This is a genomic window from Rhodoglobus vestalii (assembly GCF_006788895.1).
In the GTDB taxonomy this organism is placed as follows: domain Bacteria; phylum Actinomycetota; class Actinomycetes; order Actinomycetales; family Microbacteriaceae; genus Rhodoglobus; species Rhodoglobus vestalii.
Genome location: NZ_VFRA01000001.1, coordinates 1,665,786 through 1,682,804 on the forward strand (window position 1 = coordinate 1,665,786; position 17,019 = coordinate 1,682,804).

General features: G+C 57.8%; 21 protein-coding genes and 2 pseudogenes. 17 read left to right on the plus strand and 6 right to left on the minus strand.

Annotated elements, in window-relative coordinates; all coding sequences use genetic code 11:
- Nucleotides 1-25 precede the first annotated feature (25 nt).
- From FB472_RS08040 to FB472_RS08055, 4 genes are all read left to right on the plus strand, one after another.
- Nucleotides 26-727 carry an ATP-binding cassette domain-containing protein gene (locus FB472_RS08040; RefSeq protein WP_141990468.1) on the plus strand — a complete coding sequence of 234 codons (702 nt, stop codon included), beginning with the start codon at nucleotides 26-28 and terminating at the stop codon, nucleotides 725-727.
- Between the two features lie 22 nt (nucleotides 728-749).
- Nucleotides 750-1,823: a sugar ABC transporter substrate-binding protein gene (locus FB472_RS08045; protein WP_170192061.1), complete on the plus strand. Its 1,074-nt coding sequence runs from the start codon at nucleotides 750-752 to the stop codon at nucleotides 1,821-1,823.
- 185 nt (nucleotides 1,824-2,008) lie between these two features.
- On the plus strand, nucleotides 2,009-2,869 hold the full coding sequence (locus FB472_RS08050) for an ABC transporter permease (RefSeq protein ID WP_281283329.1): 861 nt from the start codon (nucleotides 2,009-2,011) through the stop codon (nucleotides 2,867-2,869).
- Entirely contained in the window at nucleotides 2,866-3,492 is a 627-nt protein-coding gene (locus FB472_RS08055; RefSeq protein WP_141990471.1) for a DUF1989 domain-containing protein, read from the plus strand. Before FB472_RS08050 ends, FB472_RS08055 begins: the two co-directional genes overlap by 4 nt.
- A 376-nt stretch (nucleotides 3,493-3,868) precedes the next feature.
- Here FB472_RS08055 and FB472_RS08060 read toward each other — a convergent pair whose 3' ends face one another.
- The 3 genes from FB472_RS08060 to FB472_RS08070 form a co-directional block, all read right to left on the minus strand.
- Nucleotides 3,869-4,657: an SDR family oxidoreductase gene (locus tag FB472_RS08060; protein ID WP_141990472.1), complete on the minus strand. Its 789-nt coding sequence runs from the start codon at nucleotides 4,655-4,657 to the stop codon at nucleotides 3,869-3,871.
- An 85-nt stretch (nucleotides 4,658-4,742) separates the two neighbouring features.
- The gene (locus FB472_RS08065) at nucleotides 4,743-5,855 is read right to left on the minus strand and encodes a carbon-nitrogen hydrolase family protein (RefSeq protein WP_141990473.1); all 1,113 of its coding nucleotides are present in this window, start codon (nucleotides 5,853-5,855) and stop codon (nucleotides 4,743-4,745) included.
- 81 nt (nucleotides 5,856-5,936) lie between these two features.
- Nucleotides 5,937-6,803: a helix-turn-helix transcriptional regulator gene (locus FB472_RS08070; protein WP_170192062.1), complete on the minus strand. Its 867-nt coding sequence runs from the start codon at nucleotides 6,801-6,803 to the stop codon at nucleotides 5,937-5,939.
- A gap of 356 nt (nucleotides 6,804-7,159) precedes the next feature.
- On the opposite strand from FB472_RS08070, the pseudogene FB472_RS08075 reads away from it, so the two are divergent.
- The 3 genes and pseudogenes from FB472_RS08075 to FB472_RS08085 all read left to right on the plus strand — a co-directional run bounded on the left by FB472_RS08075 (nucleotide 7,160) and on the right by FB472_RS08085 (nucleotide 9,850).
- A pseudogene (locus FB472_RS08075) lies at nucleotides 7,160-8,151 on the plus strand (AI-2E family transporter).
- Between the two features lie 335 nt (nucleotides 8,152-8,486).
- Nucleotides 8,487-8,612: pseudogene (locus tag FB472_RS08080) on the plus strand (2-oxo acid dehydrogenase subunit E2); the annotation flags it as partial.
- Nucleotides 8,613-8,698: 86 nt separating this feature from the next.
- Nucleotides 8,699-9,850, plus strand: a complete 1,152-nt coding sequence (locus FB472_RS08085; protein ID WP_141990475.1) for an AI-2E family transporter — start codon at nucleotides 8,699-8,701, stop codon at nucleotides 9,848-9,850.
- Nucleotides 9,851-10,025: 175 nt separating this feature from the next.
- Here the strand turns inward: FB472_RS08085 and FB472_RS08090 are convergent, their stop codons facing one another.
- From FB472_RS08090 to FB472_RS08100, 3 genes are all read right to left on the minus strand, one after another.
- The gene (locus tag FB472_RS08090) at nucleotides 10,026-10,178 is read right to left on the minus strand and encodes a zinc transporter permease (protein WP_084528290.1); all 153 of its coding nucleotides are present in this window, start codon (nucleotides 10,176-10,178) and stop codon (nucleotides 10,026-10,028) included.
- Nucleotides 10,179-10,204: 26 nt separating this feature from the next.
- On the minus strand, nucleotides 10,205-10,516 hold the full coding sequence (locus tag FB472_RS08095; RefSeq protein ID WP_021810739.1) for an ArsR/SmtB family transcription factor: 312 nt from the start codon (nucleotides 10,514-10,516) through the stop codon (nucleotides 10,205-10,207).
- A 115-nt stretch (nucleotides 10,517-10,631) separates the two neighbouring features.
- The gene (locus tag FB472_RS08100) at nucleotides 10,632-11,702 is read right to left on the minus strand and encodes a GTP-binding protein (protein WP_170192063.1); all 1,071 of its coding nucleotides are present in this window, start codon (nucleotides 11,700-11,702) and stop codon (nucleotides 10,632-10,634) included.
- 77 nt (nucleotides 11,703-11,779) lie between these two features.
- Between FB472_RS08100 and ykgO the strand changes: the two genes are divergently transcribed.
- The 10 genes from ykgO (at nucleotide 11,780) to FB472_RS08150 (ending at nucleotide 16,872) form a co-directional block, all read left to right on the plus strand.
- Nucleotides 11,780-11,902 (plus strand): type B 50S ribosomal protein L36, encoded by a 123-nt coding sequence (ykgO, locus tag FB472_RS08105; protein WP_021810741.1) that lies wholly within the window; start codon nucleotides 11,780-11,782, stop codon nucleotides 11,900-11,902.
- Nucleotides 11,903-12,005: 103 nt separating this feature from the next.
- The gene (locus tag FB472_RS08110; RefSeq protein WP_141990477.1) at nucleotides 12,006-13,028 is read left to right on the plus strand and encodes a metal ABC transporter substrate-binding protein; all 1,023 of its coding nucleotides are present in this window, start codon (nucleotides 12,006-12,008) and stop codon (nucleotides 13,026-13,028) included.
- 95 nt (nucleotides 13,029-13,123) lie between these two features.
- Entirely contained in the window at nucleotides 13,124-13,945 is an 822-nt protein-coding gene (locus FB472_RS08115) for a metal ABC transporter ATP-binding protein (RefSeq protein WP_021810743.1), read from the plus strand.
- Complete coding sequence (locus FB472_RS08120) at nucleotides 13,945-14,817, plus strand: metal ABC transporter permease (RefSeq protein ID WP_141990478.1); 873 nt, start codon at nucleotides 13,945-13,947, stop codon at nucleotides 14,815-14,817. The genes FB472_RS08115 and FB472_RS08120 overlap by 1 nt, the downstream gene beginning before the upstream one ends.
- Complete coding sequence (locus tag FB472_RS08125) at nucleotides 14,814-15,215, plus strand: Fur family transcriptional regulator (protein WP_021810745.1); 402 nt, start codon at nucleotides 14,814-14,816, stop codon at nucleotides 15,213-15,215. The genes FB472_RS08120 and FB472_RS08125 overlap by 4 nt, the downstream gene beginning before the upstream one ends.
- Nucleotides 15,216-15,242: 27 nt before the next feature.
- Nucleotides 15,243-15,626 (plus strand): Fur family transcriptional regulator, encoded by a 384-nt coding sequence (locus FB472_RS08130; RefSeq protein WP_141990479.1) that lies wholly within the window; start codon nucleotides 15,243-15,245, stop codon nucleotides 15,624-15,626.
- Nucleotides 15,627-15,797: 171 nt separating this feature from the next.
- Complete coding sequence (gene rpmB / locus FB472_RS08135; RefSeq protein WP_021810747.1) at nucleotides 15,798-16,034, plus strand: 50S ribosomal protein L28; 237 nt, start codon at nucleotides 15,798-15,800, stop codon at nucleotides 16,032-16,034.
- On the plus strand, nucleotides 16,034-16,201 hold the full coding sequence (gene rpmG, locus FB472_RS08140; RefSeq protein ID WP_009773536.1) for a 50S ribosomal protein L33: 168 nt from the start codon (nucleotides 16,034-16,036) through the stop codon (nucleotides 16,199-16,201). Before rpmB ends, rpmG begins: the two co-directional genes overlap by 1 nt.
- 2 nt (nucleotides 16,202-16,203) lie before the next feature.
- Nucleotides 16,204-16,509, plus strand: a complete 306-nt coding sequence (gene rpsN / locus FB472_RS08145) for a 30S ribosomal protein S14 (RefSeq protein ID WP_021810748.1) — start codon at nucleotides 16,204-16,206, stop codon at nucleotides 16,507-16,509.
- A gap of 72 nt (nucleotides 16,510-16,581) precedes the next feature.
- Entirely contained in the window at nucleotides 16,582-16,872 is a 291-nt protein-coding gene (locus FB472_RS08150) for an HU family DNA-binding protein (protein WP_021810749.1), read from the plus strand.
- Nucleotides 16,873-17,019: the final 147 nt, after the last annotated feature.

Here is a 17,019-nt window from a genome sequence, read left to right on the forward strand (position 1 = left end):
TCGTCTGGCCGGCACGGTCCGTCCGATGCACTTTGTTGTTCATGTCGGTGAAATCGTGGGAGTCGGAGGGGTTATGGGCTCCGGCCGCTCGCGGTTATTGGAGACAGTAGCAGGAGCTCGCAAGCCGGAATCTGGAAAGGTTCTCGTTGACGGGGTTGAGCTTCGCAGCGGAGATATTGCTTCTGCTCGTGACGCGGGTATGTCTTTCGTGCCCGAGGATCGTGATCGGCAAGGACTTATTGGTCGGCACTCGATTGAAAGAAACATCCGTCTGAACGCGTATAGAAGCTTCCAGTTCCCGCGTGTGGACCTCGATCGGAAGATTGCGGACGGGATGAGTGCGGCGCTCAGGATCAAGCCATCACATAGTGGTGTGCGTGTTGAAATCCTTTCAGGCGGAAATGCTCAGAAAGTCATTTTTGGTCGTGAGCTTTCCCGGGAACCGCTCGTGTTTGTTCTCGACGAACCGACGCGTGGTGTTGACATTGCGGCGCGCGCTGATACTTACGATCTAATTCGATCGCGGGTTGAGCAGGGTGCTGCGATATTGCTGGCGTCTTCCGATATTCAGGAACTGGCGACACTCTGTGACCGGGTGATTGTGCTCTTCGAGGGGTCTCTTGTTGGAGAACTTGAGAGTGATTCTATCGACGAGGAAGGCATAATTCTACTGGCCTCCGGGGCCGCACAGCGGCCATCGGCAGGCGATGAGGCCATCGAACAATGATACATAACAAAAGAAGGAAATGATGAAAACCATAGGAATTGGATCGGTTGGTGTAGTTATTGCGCTATTCCTCAGCGGGTGTTCCGCGAGTGATGGACAGCAGACAGCGGATGGTGGACAGCAAGCAGGCGGCAGTTGTGAGGGTGCGGTCATTGGCGACTCGATTCCCCAGGCTTCGGACCCAGGACTCAGCCTGACTCATAATGGCTTCTTGAAAGAGGCCGAATCGCGCGGAGCCGAGGTGCTGGCAGCCGACGCGAACCTCGATCTAAATAAACAGCTGTCGGACGTCGACGGCTTTACTCAGCGCAAGATGGATGCAATAACGGTGTGGCCGATGGACGGCACCGCGATCCGTCCGGCGCTTCAGCGCGCGGAGGAGGCCGGCACGTTAATCGTGACCCATCAAACTCCAGAAAGTGTCGATTCCGCGACCAACATGCAGTTCGATGATCGCGGAGCTGGTGCGGCGTTAGCGACATACCTCGCGGAAAAACTCGGGAAGGGTGCCAAGGTCGCGGCGATTGTCGGCCCACAGCAGGTTGAATCGTTCAGGAATATGGCAGAGGGATTTGCGGAGGGTGCGGCCGACGCCGGACTCGAAGTTGTCGAAACTTACGAGAATAGTGCGCTATCTCCGCAGAAGTCGGCCGAGATTACGGAGCAGCTCAAAGCACTTTATGGGGCAGATCTGAAGGGTATTTTCGACGCAATTAACGTCACAGCCTTAGCTGTTGCCACAGTTCGCGGCGATGATTTCCAGCCTCTTATCGTGACGTATGAGGGGAACGAAGAAACACGCCAAGCGATTCAGGATGACAAGATCGCTGCGACGGTTTATGTCGGTAACACGTTGATGGGCCGGGCCAAGGGGTGGGTCGTCTGTGAAGCGTTGGCCGGTGAAACCTTTCCCGATCAGATTGAAGTCCCTTACTTGATTATTGACAAGGAAAATGTGGGTGCTCTTCCGACCGAGGACGAGCAACTTGAAGTAGAGCTCAGCTTCGAGCTTGAGAGCGTCGGATCCGGCGAGCGTCTCGTCTACAAGGGTATTGACCTGCCAGAGTCCGCTCTGACGAGCAAGGCTGGAGAATAGCGTTGCAGAACACTTCCGCTACGGAGTTGAAGGCGCCTTTACTTTTGCTGGGAAGGCTGGGCAAGCGGCGAGCGTCACTGGATCTTGGTCGATACGGGGGAGTTACAATTGGCTTAGTCGCACTGATCCTGTTCTTGGGCATCACCGAGGATGGTTTCTTCAGCACTGGGAACTTGATCAATATCTTGCAAACCAAGTCCGCGTTAATGGTGTGCAGCGTCGGGATGACATTCGTTGTTCTGATGGGAGGGTTTGACCTTTCGGTAGGAGGCTTCCTCGCGCTTGGAGCTGTCCTTTTGGCAAGAATGGTGGAGATCGGCATCCCGGCATTCGTCGCCGTTGTGCTGGTTCTCGCAATCGGTCTGGCTGCATCTTTAGTCACGAATGCTAGCTTTATAGCCCTTCTTGGGCTGAATTTCTTCGTAGTCACTATTGCTACAGACGCCCTCTTCAGCGGACTCGCACTCGTGGCTTCGGACGGTCGTACGATTCCTATGTACGACAACGAATTCGTCGTTTGGTTGGGAACGGGAGAGGTCCTCGGCCTGCCGATAACGGTGGCAGTGGCAGTCCTCGTCGCTGCTCTCGCCTTGTTGCTCCTGCGGCACACCGGATTTGGGCGGATGATTTACGCAGTAGGCGGTAATCCAGAGGCTTCTCGTCTCGCAGGCATAAACGTGAAAGCCGTTAGGGCGACAGCGTTCTTGTTGTGCTCTGGCTGCGCTCTGTTGGCTGGAGTCATTATGTCTGCGCGGCTGCAGTCAGCTGGCCCCACCATGGGTTCTGGGATCGCGTTGGCCGCGGCTGCGGCTGTCTTGCTGGGAGGTACATCGTTCAAAGGAGGCGAAGGTGGTGTTTTTGGCACGATTCTAGGCGTGCTGCTGCTGCTGCTGGGGGTTCTTTCCAACGGACTCACGCTGATCGGTGTATCTGGTTTCTGGCAGGGAGTCGCGACTGGAGTCGTACTGTTGGGAGCGATAACGGCTGACTGGTTGAGAACACGCGTTGGTTTCAGATCACTGTTGAGAAAAGGGCGTAAAACATGACACTGGAGAAAGTGAGGATACCGGCGGCGACCGCCTATGCCGGCGAAGTCCGAAAAGGGAGCCGTTGCCGGATTACTGATATTTCAGGCACGCAAGTTGCCGATGCCATGTTTTTTCGCCTCGATAATCCCCTCCAGAAATTCTCTCAAAACATCACTCGGATCATGAACTGGACCTCTGAGATCAAGGTGGGATCGACACTCTACTCGGACCTACAGCGCCCTCTAGCTGTCGTGCCTCTCGATACCGTCGGGCGTCACGACACATTCTTTTGTTCTTGCTCCCGATACGTCTACGAAGAAATCTATAAAGTGGGTCCCCGCCTTGGCTGCCGTGAAAACATTCATGAAGCATTACAAGGGTGGACCAAGCGATCTGAGCGCGCAGCGCACATACCGGAGGAGCTTCTCAGCGACCCGCTAAATTGCTTCCAGAATTCGGGTTTCAAAACCGATGGAACCCCATACCTAAATGAAGCATGGTCGGCTAAGGGTGACCATAGTGAGTTCGAGGCATTGGAAGATCTCGTTGTCGCAGTATCAGCATGTCCTGACGATATATCAGATTGCAATGGCCAAGTTTGTTCAGACATAGAGCTGGATTTCTACGTAGAAGAAATGTAGCGTCGCTTACGCTCTCGATATGCTTGGCGGGAACTCTCAAGGGAAATCATTCGCTCGAAGTGCAATCTCAGCCGACCCGCACCGCGCACTTTTGGCGCACGACCTTTGTGAATCCCCAGGAATCCGGGGAATGTAAATACTCCCTGCAAGTAAATCAGCCTATTGTCCGAGCTAGCGACGAGCACGGGAGCGACTGTGCAACATCATCGGTTGCACGTGTTTGCGACTCTCACTAAAGCGTCTACAGGAGCGCTCGTTAGTGCCGGTCTAGCATCCTAACAGCAGTGGCACCGATTATGTCTACGGTCTCGCGCAGGCTGGCCGCGAGAAATGTGAGCGTTTCACTCACTTTGATGGGCTTTAGCCGCTGATCGTTCTACACATAGCGGCCGATGCCTCCCGCGACATCGAGCACTGCTCCAGTGGTATACCCCGACAGCGGAGACAGTAGAAAAGCGACAGCAGCGGCAACCTCTTCTGGGCGGCCCAGTCGAGGAATATTCGTGCCGAGGTTGAGTGAGAGCTGCTCGTACCATTGGTCGAAACTCAGCTCTGACTCGGCGGCACGATATCGTCGCCGCATCTGCCCAGTGTCGATGACCCCAACACACACAGAGTTGACACGGATGTTGTCATCACTAAAGTCAACAGAAAGTGACTTTGAGAGATTAAGCAGTCCAGCTCGAGTAGCACTTGTCGCGATCAGGTTGGCATTGGGTTGCCGTGCCAGCACCGCGTTAATGTTGACCACCGACGCTACCTCGGACTGCGTGAGCCAGGGGCGGGCAGCACGAAGAACGTTGATGACACCAAAGAACTTGAGCTGAAACTCACTCATCCAGTCGGCATCAGTCGTGGAGTCAAAATTAGACGACAAAGATTGACCCGCATTGTTCACAATCATGTCGATCGCGCCGAACTTCTTCACGCCGGCGTTAATAAGATCATCGACCTCTTGGCCTGTTCGCACATCCGCGGTTTGCCAAGAGAGTTGTGCCGGATACTGGGCATCGAGCGGTGCGATAGCTGCATCGAGACGCTCGCGATCACGAGCGCACGTAACAACGTTGGCCCCTTCTGCAAGCAGTCGTGTCACGCACGCTAAACCGATGCCCGAACTGCCGCCCGTGACGACCGCGGTTCGTTCTCTGACGTCAAGATCCATGAATCAAATCTAACAGGGACGCTGATTCCGAGTACTCGTGCACCTGAGCACCTCGCTTGCGAGATGCACGAATACCGCTCTCCCGCTAGCTATCCGCGGAGATGCTCGCTTGCGCAGCCTCGGGGAGCAATAACGGATCAACGTCGTGTGCTTCAGCGGATCGCAACAGACTGGTTCCCCACCCTGAGGGGATTTGTCCGTCGCGGTTGAGCACGTCCCATCCGCTCTGACCCTTGACAGCTAAAGCGAGCAGGTCAGGGCGAGAGTAATGACCCGCGGTGTCGACGATTGCTTTTACCGCCTTGATCATCCACGCTTCACAGTCACTGACCAAGATTTGGGATCCCATAGTGGGTTCTACAAGGGGTACGCCAAGGGGGCTAATGATGCTACTTCCGCCGGTGGCGTAGTCGATATTCATCTTTCCCTTGTAAGGAAAACCGTCAGGCACGTCAGCGGGGTCGATGATGCTGGAGGCTGAGGCAACGAACGCTCCGGCCTCGAATGCGTGATTTCGGGTGCTCGAGATTCGCCAGGCGTCGCCCGTCAAATCGGGCTCTTCCAAGCGGGGCCCGGTGTGGAGAACGAAGCTGCCGGGGAATGCCGCTACATGGATTTCTTCACCCAGTTCGATCATCGCCGCACGCACCAACGGCATCAAGTGCTCACCGCAAATGAGGCCTCCGATGCGACCGATATCTGTGTCATAGACACGAAGATCGGTCAGCTGGCCTTGTCCCCAGAACTGCCGTTCCCCGAATGTGGGCATGAGCTTACGGTGTCTACCGAGCAGTTTGCCGTCGCCGTCAAAGAACAATTGCGTGTTGTAGATCGTATTCGACGCCGGGTCAGCATCGAGTTCATTGCACCCCATAACTAAGTGAATACGATGCTGTGCGGCGGCGGCTGAGAGACGTTCAGTATCCTCAGTTCCAATGACAACCGCGCTGTCTCGAAAAGCAACCCGACCCGCTACCCAGTCTTGCAGACCGCTATCCCAGCCCTCAGTCCAGTAGGGATATCCGCTGAGCCAGGCCTCACTGAAAACAACGAGGTCGGCATTGTCTGCGGCCGCATCTGCGATGGCTTTCTCAGCTCGTGCCAGAGATCGCTCCTTGTCCATGAACACGGGACTGATCTGTGCGATCGCAATGCGAATCGACTCGTTGCCGCCCAATACTTTTTTACTCGTTGCCATCAGAACTCCTCAGAAAGTTTGCTTGATCCCTAAGTATCCCCGTGGGCCGGACCTATTCTCCAGGCATTTTTTTGGGATTAGTCACCTCTCCTTGTGAGAACGAAGAACTCTGGGTGAATAGCCGAACGCGTGGCGGAATGTTCGCGAAAAGTGGGACAGATCCACTAATCCGACACGGAAAGCTACCTCAGAAACGGTCAACGTCGTGTTCTCGATCAAGTTGTGCGCGTGATCCATGCGCACTCGCGTGAGATCGGCCATAACTGTGGTGCCCGTCTGCGAGCCATAAAGGGTGGTCAAATACCCGGGGTCGAATGAGACCGTGTCGGCGATTGTTTTCAGTGTCCACGGTTCAGAGAAGCGGTGACGGATGAGCGCGTGGACTTGCTGAACAGGGGATGCGCTCATAAAGCGATCGAGGACGATTTCTGCGTAGTCCTCAGCGGCATGCAAGATGGCAGAGGTTAGGGTGCTGTCGTGACTGTTCTGAACAGCAACTCGAGCCCCCATCGCTGGTGCATGGATCCGTGATGATTGATTGTGCGGGTACAACACTGCGATGGAACCGAGCACGTCTCCATGATCGCCAGTTATGGCCTGCGCCCAGACCCGAAGCAGTTGCGTCTCTGACCCGCTTCTTGTTCGCATGACGACTGATTCGATGCTGCCTTGTTCTAGCGCTGCGAGTACGGGAGCTTCGCGGATGTCGCGGTAATTCCCTTGTGGCGAACCTAGCCCGTAGTGCGATGTCCAGTGAGACGGTGGCAGATAGGATCCCTTTGCCTCGACCATCGCGGCGACTTGGTCGTTGACGAAAAGAAGTTGACCATCTTGTGCGCACACCACTACTCCGTGGTGACGGCTGTTCAGACGGGTGGCAACAGAAGCTACGGTCTGTGACAGTGACAGGCCAAAGGAAGCCATCTTTTCGTCAGCGTTGACGTTCATCACACCATTTTGACAGGGTCCGACGGAGACTTCAACGAAATGGCAAGACGGCATCTTCTTGTGCGGCGTGCGTCTGAACATTGCTGGGTGATTGTTCTTCGGGAAGAAGCCCACCAAGATAGGGCTCCCCCGAGTTCAAAATGCGCGGCGTCGACCCAATTTTGCCGCTAGTATTTCCGCACGCGTGTGTCGTCTAATCCACCTGTTTCCGTTGCTTCTTATGATTCCAAGAGGCCTAGCCTGCGGGAGATGTGGACTGACCGGCTCGGTACCTGGCGACTCGCGCGCTGCAAATTCCGCGTCTACTTGTGCTCGTGTCGGCAACTGTCTTTGCGTTGACCCAACTCAAACTCGTCGTGATTCCGGTACTTGTTGCGCTGATCCTCGTTGCCGCAGCAAGTCCGCTGGTGATGTGGATGCGTCGACGCGGGCTGGGCCGAATGCTCTCGACGTGGATCACCCTGCTTGGCAGCATCGTCACCTTCGGTGGTTTAGTGATGGCGGTTGTATTGGCGGTGCGCGACCAGTCGTCGGCGGTGGAAGTTTTCGACCAGCTCAAGAAGTTTGCGCTCGACGGACCATTTCAGATCGATCAGAATGCCGTTGATGAAGAATGGAATGCGGTTGTCGATTTCTTCACGAGTGCCTCCTTCAGGCTCGGCGCCGTTCAAGGTGTTTCTGTGGCCGCGCAGGTCGTGACTGGGTTGTTGCTCGGCGTTGTAATTCTGTTCTTCTTGCTCAAAGATGGCGACAACGTCTGGGAGTTCTTCTTGCGTCCCGTTCACGGAGCGCGTCGTGAGCGCGGCCACTGTATCGCAAGCACAGCGGTTCGAACCCAAGGCGGGTACGTGCGCGGAACTGCGATCATCGCCGCAGTTGACGCGGTCGGGATCGGCGCAGGACTTCTAATTTTGCAGGTGCCGCTTGCCCTCCCGCTAGCCGTGATTGTCTTCCTTGGAGCATTCATTCCGCTGGTCGGTGCGACTGTCACCGGAATTTTGGCCGCTCTAGTTGGCGTGGTGACCAATGGTTGGGTTGTTGCCCTGATCGTTCTCGGCATTGTGGTGCTCGTCGACCAGCTGGAAGGTAACCTGCTTCACCCATCGTGATGGCGCAATCGCTCAAGATTCATTCGTTGGTGATCTTGCTGGCTTTGACCACAGGCACGGCGTTTGGTGGAATTATTGGCGCGGTTCTGTCGGTTCCCATCGCGGTGGTTGGCTGGGCGATCATTAGAACCTGGAACGCGTCGGGTGATAGCCCTGACGCTCCTTTAACAAAAGACAATCACGCAGTTGACGATGTCGGCGCAGACTTCGGCGACGACACGACGCAGGCAACGACTTAGTCGAGGTACTCTTCACGCCGCGGTAGCTCTTCGTACATTAGTTAGATGCCGCAAATACTCTCTGTTGACGGCAACAGCGCTGGAGCCATTTCTGCATCATTCATCGTCGCACCTGGGATAGAGACTGGGACATAGTCGATTATCGCCATGCGGAGGATTCAACTGGTCCCACCACGGCCAGCATCGCCCTTATCGCGACAACGAGACCTCCAGTGCACGAACTCTAAACGCAAAGCAACTCCGATGCCGCTCATCTCCCGCAGGTGCCGTGGAAGCGAAATGATCGACGACGAGGAGTAGCTACCGGGTGTCGTGAGCGGGCTGTCGGTTGTTGACGGGCGCGCTATGTCACTACGGTGAGTGCGAGCTTTGATCACCGCATTGTTGATGGGGATGTCGCGAGCCGTTTCGTTGCTGACTTGGCCAGCGTGCTTGAGGAGCCTGCCCTCCTGCTTGACTAGCACTTTCTTTGTCCCTTTCTCCCTCGCTCACGTGGAATTGGTGAGCATCGTGCGTTTTCTGGCTTCGCTATCGGTAGGGTGGCCAGATGAGAAAGTCGAAGCGTTCGCCCGTTTCTGGTCCGCCCTCTGGGACTGAGCGCATCAGCCTGCGCACGATGTGGACTGACCGCCTGGGGGCCTGGTCTACTCGGGCCCTGCAAGTGCTGCTGCTGCTCACTCTGGTGTCGGTGACCGTGTTTGGGCTGACTCAACTCAAACTGGTCGTCATCCCGGTTCTCATCGCCCTCATCCTCGCGGCGGCCGCAAGTCCGCTGGTGATGTGGATGCGTCGACACGGGGTGGGCCGGATGCTCTCAGCCTGGATCACGCTGCTTGGCGGCATCCTCGTGCTTGGCGGTCTCATTACGGCCATCGTGTTTGCGGTGCGCGATCAGTGGTCTGAGTTGGCCGCTTCGGCGGTGAAAGGTTTTGAGCAGCTGAAGGGTTTTGCGCTTGACGGGCCGCTGCCCATTGATCAAAATGCGCTCGATGAGGCCTGGCAAGCGGCGACCGACTTTGTTACCAGTGCCTCGTTTGGTCTCGGTGCGGTTCAGGGGGTTTCTTCGGCAGCCCAGGTAGTGACCGGTGTTCTGCTTGGTGTGGTGATTCTGTTCTTCTTCTTGAAAGATGGCGATGCCATTTGGGAGTTCTTCTTGCGGCCGATGGATGGAGCGCGTCGTGAGCGCGGCCATCGTATCGGCAAGACTGCCGTGCACACTCTGGGTGGGTACGTGCGGGGAACCGCGATCATTGCGTCGGTCGATGCGATCGGAATTGGGGCGGGGCTACTGTTTTTGCAGGTGCCGCTGGCCCTCCCGCTGGCTGTGATCGTTTTCCTTGGGGCGTTTATCCCCCTTGTCGGGGCTACTGTTGCTGGCATTCTGGCGTCCGTCGTTGCCCTGGTCACCAATGGGTGGGTTGTTGCCCTCATCGTTTTGGGCATTGTTGTGCTCGTCAACCAGTTGGAGGGCAACCTGCTTCAGCCAGTGGTGATGGCGCAATCGCTCAGCATCCATCCGCTGGTGATTTTGGTGGCGTTGACCACGGGTACGGTGCTCGGTGGAATCGTGGGCGCAGTTCTGTCGGTGCCCATTGCGGCGGTCGGCTGGTCGATCATTAAAACGTGGAATAAGGATGATGCACTCGTGGGCACGCCCGATGAGATGAAGAAGGGCCGAGCCTCGCGTTCCGAAGTCTGACGGTGCCGGGCAGCGCTACGGTGTGTGCTGGTTGATAAGTCGCTGACTATGTCCGCTCAAGTTTGGGATGATTGCCTGACGAATCGACGAGTGTTGTCCGGAAGCACAAGAGGGGCACTGCCGAAGCAGGACCCCTCTTGTGCTTAGTGAATACTAAACAGGATGGTTGCCGAGCTTAGTGCTCGTCGTAGTGTCCGTCATGCTCGGCGTGCTTGTGTCCGTCGTGCACGTAGTCGACGTGGTCGCCGTGCTGCACGGTGTCGTGTCCGCAGTTCTCGGCGTGACGGTGGTCTTCGATGGTGTGCTCGGCGTGCTGTTCTTCGGCCATGATGTGTCTCCTTTTCGTGTCGGCGGTCAGTGGGTGTGACTGCCGTGATCGGTGGTGTCTTCGAGGGAGTGCGCGATGGCGTCCTCGACGACGTGGGTGACGTGCTGGTCGGCAATGGCGTAGGTGCCTTCGCGCCCCGACCGGGTGACGACCACGAGTCCCGCTTCTCGAAGCACCCGCAGGTGTTGGGAGACGAGCGGCTGCGATTGTCCAGTCGTCGCCACCAGGTCGCCGACGGTGTGCGGCGATCCAGCGAGCAGACGGATGATCGCGAGCCGTGACTGCGACGACAGTGCCTTGAAGAGGCGTGCCGCACCGTCTAACTCGTTATCGCTCATACCAACAAGACAACCACATCAATAAACATATAGCAATTCGTTTATGCAATTGAGAATGGGTATCGGCACCAATTACGAATCGGGCTGGGATTCCTCTGTGGAGGGCGTTTACGGGTCAGTGCTCGTGGTTGACGACCCACTCGGGAAACGGATCCGCATACTTCGCCCACTCCATCGGCCCTTCGATCAGTTCCTCGTCCGAGAGCAGGCACACGCCCAGCACGGCGGTCAGTTGATCCGCATCCAAATCTTTGCCGAAGAACACGAGCTCTTGCCCGGTGGGTGACTCCGGATCCCAACTCAGCATCGCCGTTGGTTCGATGTTCAGGATGCGACCCGCGCTCGACCACGATCCGACCCGATCGGGACGCGACGCCAAGCGGATAAGCCCGCGCGACCGCACGATCGTGCCGACCGTTTCCGGTTCCAGACAGGTGGCGATCACCTCCGAGAGGCGACCGGGGTGAAACGGTCGCGGGTCGCGAAAGACCACCGAACTTATCGAGGCGCGAGTGGTGGGCCATCCCTCTTTGCCCGACAATTCGAGCAGCCACCCCATCGCCCCGCCGAGATGTCGGGGCTCGATTCGTTTGCGCGGTTTCGAGACCACCTCGACAGCTCGCTCGAGGGGAAGAACGAGCGCGTGTGGGTTGAGCTTCGCGATCACAGCGATGGCTTCCCGCAGTTTGGCGTCCGGCACCGCGTCGCCGTGCGTCAGCACGACCACCGTTGCGAACTCGATCTGCCGTGCCAAGGTTGCGCCGGAATCGAAGTCCTCGGTGTCGATGTCGCCGTCTCGTCCGTTTGCGTTACAACCGTCTGCGAAAAGCCATCGGCGAATGTCACGGACATCCGCGACGGTCACCAGGTCGCGCAGACGCACAGCGGGTTGCTCGCCGGTTCGCCGCTGGAAAATGGTGTCGACTATGAGCCCCACTTCCATTGTGTCGGCGCGTGGGTCGAGCTGAACGACGGTGTGTCCGCGTTGGCCCGAATCGGCGAGCGCGTCGAGTGTGATGGCGAGGTCGAGTGCAAATTCGCCGCTGTTATCCGTGGGAAAGGTGAGCTCGTCGGTTGCCACGTGGTCGGGTCGATGGCCCGACAGGATTGCGGCTACCCGCGATGTGGCGGCAGTGTCGACTCCGCTGACGAGTGAGACGAAGAGGGTGGGAGAGGAAGAACGCATATCAGTCCGAGTCCATGCAGGCATCTCCTGCATGGGGTAGTCTAACTGAGAATCATTATCAAGAAAGGCCGTAAGCCATGAAAGTTCGGAATTCTCTCAAAGCGCTCAAAAAGATCCCCGGCGCGCAGATTGTCCGCAGGCGAGGGCGCACCTTCGTCATTAACAAGAAGAACCCGCGGATGAAGGCGCGTCAAGGGTGACCCTTCTCGCTCTCAGGATCACGATGCAGTACTAATATGCAATACTGATATTGATAACAGTCATCATTACCGCTCCAATCAACCACAGCCTAGAAAGTTCCTCATGCGTTCTCGATCTTCTTCCTCGTTCCTCATCACCGGAATTGCCGCATCGTCACTTGTCCTCGCCGGATGCGCCACGGCATCCACCCCCACGGGCGACGCTGGTGACAATGCTCTGATTCAGATCGTCGCGTCGACCGATGTGTACGGTGATATCGCGTCTCGTGTGGGTGGTGAGTTCGCCGAGGTCACCTCGATCATCAGTGGCTCGGCTCAAGACCCGCACAGCTATGAGGCGACCGCGCAAGACCAGCTCACCCTGTCGAAGGCTGACCTCGTGATTGAGAACGGTGGGGGTTACGACCCGTTCATCGACTCGATGCTCGACGCATCGGGCGACAAGAATGTCGTCGTCGTCAATGCGTCCGAGGCGTCCGGGCTCATTGAGGGTGGCGAGGGCGGCCCCGATGACCACGCAGATGAAACTGAGGAAGAGCACGCCGAGGAGGAGGGTGATGCTCACGCAGATGAAACTGAGGAAGAGCACGCCGCCCACATCGAGGGATTCAACGAGCACGTCTGGTACAGCTTCCACGGGGTCGAGAAGATCGCCGCTGAGATTGCGCACGAGTTGGGCGAGATCGACGAAGCAAACGCCGCGGCGTACGAGGAAAACTACGAAGCCTTTGCCGCTGAGATTGCGGAACTTGAAGAACGCGCCGAGAGTATGCGGTCGCTGGTAGCGGGCCAGGGTGCTGCGGTCACCGAACCCGTACCGAACTACCTCCTCGAAGAGATCGGTTTCGAGAACATGACCCCGTCCGACTTTTCCGAAGCGGTTGAAGAGGGAACGGATGTCTCCCCCGCTGTTCTGCAGGAAACCCTGAGCCTGTTCGACGACGGCTCCGTCATTCTTCTCGCCTACAACGAGCAGACCAGCGGCCCGATCACCGAGCAGGTGCGCACCGCTGCACAAGACGCAGGTGTCGCGGTCGTGTCACTGACCGAGACCCTGCCGGATGGCGAGGACTACATCAGCTGGATGAGCGGCAACCTTGACGCGATTGAAGATGCGCTCGCGTAAGCGATACTGATAACCACAGTCAGTTTCCTGCAGGGCACGCCCACAGTGGCGTGCCCTGCACCTGTTCCAACCAGCCTTCGAAGGATGCCGTGCCCATGATCGAACAGTCGGTGCTGAGCTTGCGCCGTGCGACCCTTTCATTCGGTGACCGCCCACTCTGGAGCGGACTCAACCTCGAGGTGAAAGCCGGCGAGTTCCTCGCCGTCCTCGGGCCGAACGGCACCGGCAAGACGAGCCTACTCAAGGCGATTCTCGGACAGCAAGCGCTCACTTCTGGCGCGGTTGAGATCCTCGGAAGGCCGGTTCGACGCGGCAATCGCGATATTGGCTACATCCCACAGCAGAAGCTTCTCGACCAGGGAACGCCGCTGAGAGCACGCGACCTCGTCGCATTCGGTATCGACGGACACCGCTGGGGTCTGCCGATCTCGACCCCCACGCTTCGGCGCCGGGTTGACGCCGTGCTTGAATCTGTGGGAGCCACAGACTATGCGTCCGCGCCTGTTGCGACACTCTCCGGCGGCGAGCAACAGCGCATCCGGGTTGGCCAGGCGATCGCCGGCAACCCGAAACTGCTGCTCTGCGACGAACCGCTGCTCTCCCTCGACCTGCAACACCAGCGGGCAGTGAGCGAACTCATTGATGAGAAGCGCCGCGACCTCGATACCGCCGTCGTCTTCGTCACGCACGATGTCAACCCGATTCTGGGCATGGTCGACCGGGTGCTCTACCTCGCTGGCGGGCAGTTCCGGGTCGGCACGCCCGACGAGGTGCTGCGATCCGAAGTTCTCTCCTCTTTGTATGACACCCCGGTCGAGGTCATCCGCAGTCGAGGCCGCATCATTGTGATTGGCGCACCCGACGGACACGGCGCGCATGGGCACGACGTGCACCATGTCGAGAGTGGGGAGCACTGATGGACGACTTCTGGGGCACCCTATTCAGTTTCGAGAACTACGGGGAACTGCTGGTTCTTGTGCAGAACTCGATCTACGCCGGCGCTCTGCTGGGAGTCGTCGGCGGTTTGATTGGCGTTTTCATCATGCAGCGCGACATGCAGTTCGCGGTGCACGGCATCAGCGAGCTATCGTTCGCCGGGGCATCCGCCGCTCTCCTCTTCGGCATCAATGTGGTGCTTGGCTCCCTGATCGGCTCGCTCATCGCTGCCCTGGTCATCGGCGTGCTCGGTGTGCGGGCCAAGGATCGCAACTCGATCGTCGCGGTGCTCATGCCATTTGGGCTTGGGCTGGGCATCCTGTTCCTCGCCCTGTATCCAGGCCGCAGCGCCAACAAGTTTGGACTTCTGACCGGTCAGATCGTGTCGGTTGACAACGAGCAACTCGGTCTACTGGTCGCTATCTCTGTCATCGTCGTTCTCGGTCTCGCTTTCCTTTGGCGCCCCCTGAGCTTTGCGAGCGTCGATGCGGATGTCGCGCGAGCGCGAGGGCTTCCCGTCACCGGAATCTCGATTGCTTTCATGATCCTGCTCGGTCTCGCAGCGGCCGTGGCTATCCAGATCATCGGTGCTCTCCTGGTGCTTGCCTTGCTAGTTACCCCAGCGGCGGCGGCAATGAAAGTGACCGCATCTCCGTGGCTCACCCCCCTACTCAGCGTTCTGTTCGCAACGGTGTCGATGGTTGGCGGCATCATGTTGTCGATCGCCGGTGCGCTTCCAATCAGCCCTTTCGTGACGACAATCTCATTTCTCATTTACGTTGTCTGCCGAATCATCGGGTGGCGCAGAGAATCGACGCGGGTGTCAGGTGCACACGTTAGAATTTCGGCATGAAGCGCAACACTTGGCAACGCGAAGCGGTACGTGAAGCCCTAGGCAGCAATGCCGGATTTGTCAGTGCCCAGAGCCTTCATTCAAGTCTTCGCGGGACGGGCTCCCCGATCGGACTCGCCACGGTTTACCGTGCTCTCTCCGAACTCGCGGTCGAGGGAGACGCCGATTCTCTGCAGTCCGATCAGGGTGAGGCTCTCTATCGTGCCTGCACTCCCGGCCAGCACCATCACCACCTCATCTGTCGTAATTGCGGTCTTACGGTAGAGCTAGAAGCGGATGCCGTAGAGGCGTGGGCTCACCAAGTTGCGATAAAAAACGGGTTCACCCAGCCCAGCCACATCGTCGACGTATTCGGGTTCTGCGCGGAGTGCAGTCGTGCTGTCGATTCCGCAGGGTGAGTAGCTCGCACAGCTAGAATTGCTGTCATGAAGCGCAACACGTGGCAGCGAGAAGCGGTGCGGGACGCCCTGACCAAGTCAGAGAGTTTTGTGAGCGCCCAATCGCTGCACGGTGCGCTGCGGGATGCGGGGAGTTCCATCGGGCTCGCAACCGTCTATCGGGCTTTGGCCGATCTGGCGGGGGCCGGTGACGCCGACTCACTGCAGCAGGATGGCGAAAGCCTGTTCCGTGCGTGCACGCCAGATTCGCACCACCACCATCTGATCTGTCGAGAGTGCGGCAGGACCGTCGAAATTAAGGCGGATGCGGTGGAACAGTGGGCCAAAAACGTGGCGGCTGAGCATGGCTTCACCCAGCCGAACCACATCGTCGATGTCTTCGGCTTGTGCCCAGCGTGCTTGAGCACGTAACATATATCGTTGATCGAGTGGTTTCTTCCACTCTCGCACGCACAATCCGCACTTTTCGAAGAGTTCACGCTTTTCGAAGAGTTCACGCTTTTCGAAAAACGGGGCGTGTGTGCCGACAAGTGATCTTGGGTAGGGCTTTGTTCCTACGGTAACTAGAACAGGAGTATGACCATGGCAGCAACCTGCCAGGTGACCGGCGCCATTCCCGGCTTCGGACACAGCATTTCGCACTCGCACCGACGCACGAAGCGTCGGTTCGACCCAAACATCCAGAAGAAGACGTACTACGTGCCGTCGCTTCGCCGCAACGTCACCCTTCAGCTGTCAGCCAAGGGCATCAAAGTTATTGACGTTCGTGGAATCGAATCCGTTGTCAAGGACATCCTTGCCCGTGGGGAGAAGATCTAATGGCTAAGGCACAGGACGTACGCCCAATCATCAAGCTCCGTTCGACCGCAGGAACGGGCTACACCTATGTGACGCGCAAAAACCGTCGCAACAACCCCGACCGCCTCGTACTGAAGAAGTACGACCCGGTGGTTCGCAAGCACGTTGAATTCCGCGAGGAGCGCTAAATATGGCTAAGAAGAGCAAGATTGCAAAGAACGAACAGCGCAAAGTTATTGTTGCGCGTTACGCCGCACGTCGTCTCGAGCTGAAGAAGGCTCTCGTCGATCCTGCCGGAACTGACGAGTCGCGTGATGCTGCTCGCCTGGGTCTGCAGAAGCTTCCGCGCGATGCTTCGCCGATCCGCGTACGCGGTCGCGATGCCATCGATGGGCGTCCCCGTGGCTACCTCACCCAGTTTGGTGTTTCCCGTGTTCGCTTCCGTGAAATGGCTCACCGGGGCGAGTTGCCGGGAATTACCAAGTCAAGCTGGTAGATTCCTAGCGGTTCCCACGTTTTCTCACGTTCCGAACCAACTAACTGCACAACGTCCCGAGGAGGACCCCCTATGGCTGACAAGTCGCTAAACCGTACTGAATTCGTCGCGGCGGTTGCCGCAGAGTCTGGCCAGAGCCAGGCTGCCGTATCCGGCGTCGTAGACGCTTTCTTTTCCGTGCTGTCGAAGTCAGTCGGCGAAGGAACCAAGGTTTCGATCCCAGGTTGGATGGCTGCAGAGCGCACCTTCCGCGAGGCTCGTGCCGGCCGCAACCCGCAGACGGGTGAAGCAATCGAGATCAAGGCCAGCCACGGCGTCAAGCTCAGTGCAGGCAGCAAGCTTAAGGCAGCAGCCAAGGGCTAAGCACCACACGCCTCGATACGAGGTTTCCTAAATAGGGCGGTATCTTTCGGGATGTCGCCCTATTTTGTTTGTCGAAGGCCCCCTCTGGCTCTGGGTATTCTCTCTGGCTCTGGGTATTCTCTCTGGCTCTGGGTATTCTCTCTGGCT

What these genes read in the sequence shown, in the direction of transcription:
- FB472_RS08040 (WP_141990468.1), top strand. Translation starts at nt 26, where the DNA reads ATGCACTTTGTTGTTCATGTCGGTGAAATCGTGGGAGTCGGAGGGGTT.
- FB472_RS08045 (WP_170192061.1), top strand. Translation starts at nt 750, where the DNA reads ATGAAAACCATAGGAATTGGATCGGTTGGTGTAGTTATTGCGCTATTC.
- FB472_RS08055 (WP_141990471.1), top strand. Translation starts at nt 2,866, where the DNA reads ATGACACTGGAGAAAGTGAGGATACCGGCGGCGACCGCCTATGCCGGC.
- FB472_RS08060 (WP_141990472.1), bottom strand. Translation starts at nt 4,657, where the DNA reads ATGGATCTTGACGTCAGAGAACGAACCGCGGTCGTCACGGGCGGCAGT.
- FB472_RS08065 (WP_141990473.1), bottom strand. Translation starts at nt 5,855, where the DNA reads ATGGCAACGAGTAAAAAAGTATTGGGCGGCAACGAGTCGATTCGCATT.
- FB472_RS08070 (WP_170192062.1), bottom strand. Translation starts at nt 6,803, where the DNA reads ATGAACGTCAACGCTGACGAAAAGATGGCTTCCTTTGGCCTGTCACTG.
- FB472_RS08085 (WP_141990475.1), top strand. Translation starts at nt 8,699, where the DNA reads ATGAGAAAGTCGAAGCGTTCGCCCGTTTCTGGTCCGCCCTCTGGGACT.
- FB472_RS08090 (WP_084528290.1), bottom strand. Translation starts at nt 10,178, where the DNA reads ATGGCCGAAGAACAGCACGCCGAGCACACCATCGAAGACCACCGTCAC.
- FB472_RS08095 (WP_021810739.1), bottom strand. Translation starts at nt 10,516, where the DNA reads ATGAGCGATAACGAGTTAGACGGTGCGGCACGCCTCTTCAAGGCACTG.
- FB472_RS08100 (WP_170192063.1), bottom strand. Translation starts at nt 11,702, where the DNA reads ATGCGTTCTTCCTCTCCCACCCTCTTCGTCTCACTCGTCAGCGGAGTC.
- ykgO (WP_021810741.1), top strand. Translation starts at nt 11,780, where the DNA reads ATGAAAGTTCGGAATTCTCTCAAAGCGCTCAAAAAGATCCCCGGCGCG.
- FB472_RS08110 (WP_141990477.1), top strand. Translation starts at nt 12,006, where the DNA reads ATGCGTTCTCGATCTTCTTCCTCGTTCCTCATCACCGGAATTGCCGCA.
- FB472_RS08115 (WP_021810743.1), top strand. Translation starts at nt 13,124, where the DNA reads ATGATCGAACAGTCGGTGCTGAGCTTGCGCCGTGCGACCCTTTCATTC.
- FB472_RS08120 (WP_141990478.1), top strand. Translation starts at nt 13,945, where the DNA reads ATGGACGACTTCTGGGGCACCCTATTCAGTTTCGAGAACTACGGGGAA.
- FB472_RS08125 (WP_021810745.1), top strand. Translation starts at nt 14,814, where the DNA reads ATGAAGCGCAACACTTGGCAACGCGAAGCGGTACGTGAAGCCCTAGGC.
- FB472_RS08130 (WP_141990479.1), top strand. Translation starts at nt 15,243, where the DNA reads ATGAAGCGCAACACGTGGCAGCGAGAAGCGGTGCGGGACGCCCTGACC.
- rpmB (WP_021810747.1), top strand. Translation starts at nt 15,798, where the DNA reads ATGGCAGCAACCTGCCAGGTGACCGGCGCCATTCCCGGCTTCGGACAC.
- rpmG (WP_009773536.1), top strand. Translation starts at nt 16,034, where the DNA reads ATGGCTAAGGCACAGGACGTACGCCCAATCATCAAGCTCCGTTCGACC.
- rpsN (WP_021810748.1), top strand. Translation starts at nt 16,204, where the DNA reads ATGGCTAAGAAGAGCAAGATTGCAAAGAACGAACAGCGCAAAGTTATT.
- FB472_RS08150 (WP_021810749.1), top strand. Translation starts at nt 16,582, where the DNA reads ATGGCTGACAAGTCGCTAAACCGTACTGAATTCGTCGCGGCGGTTGCC.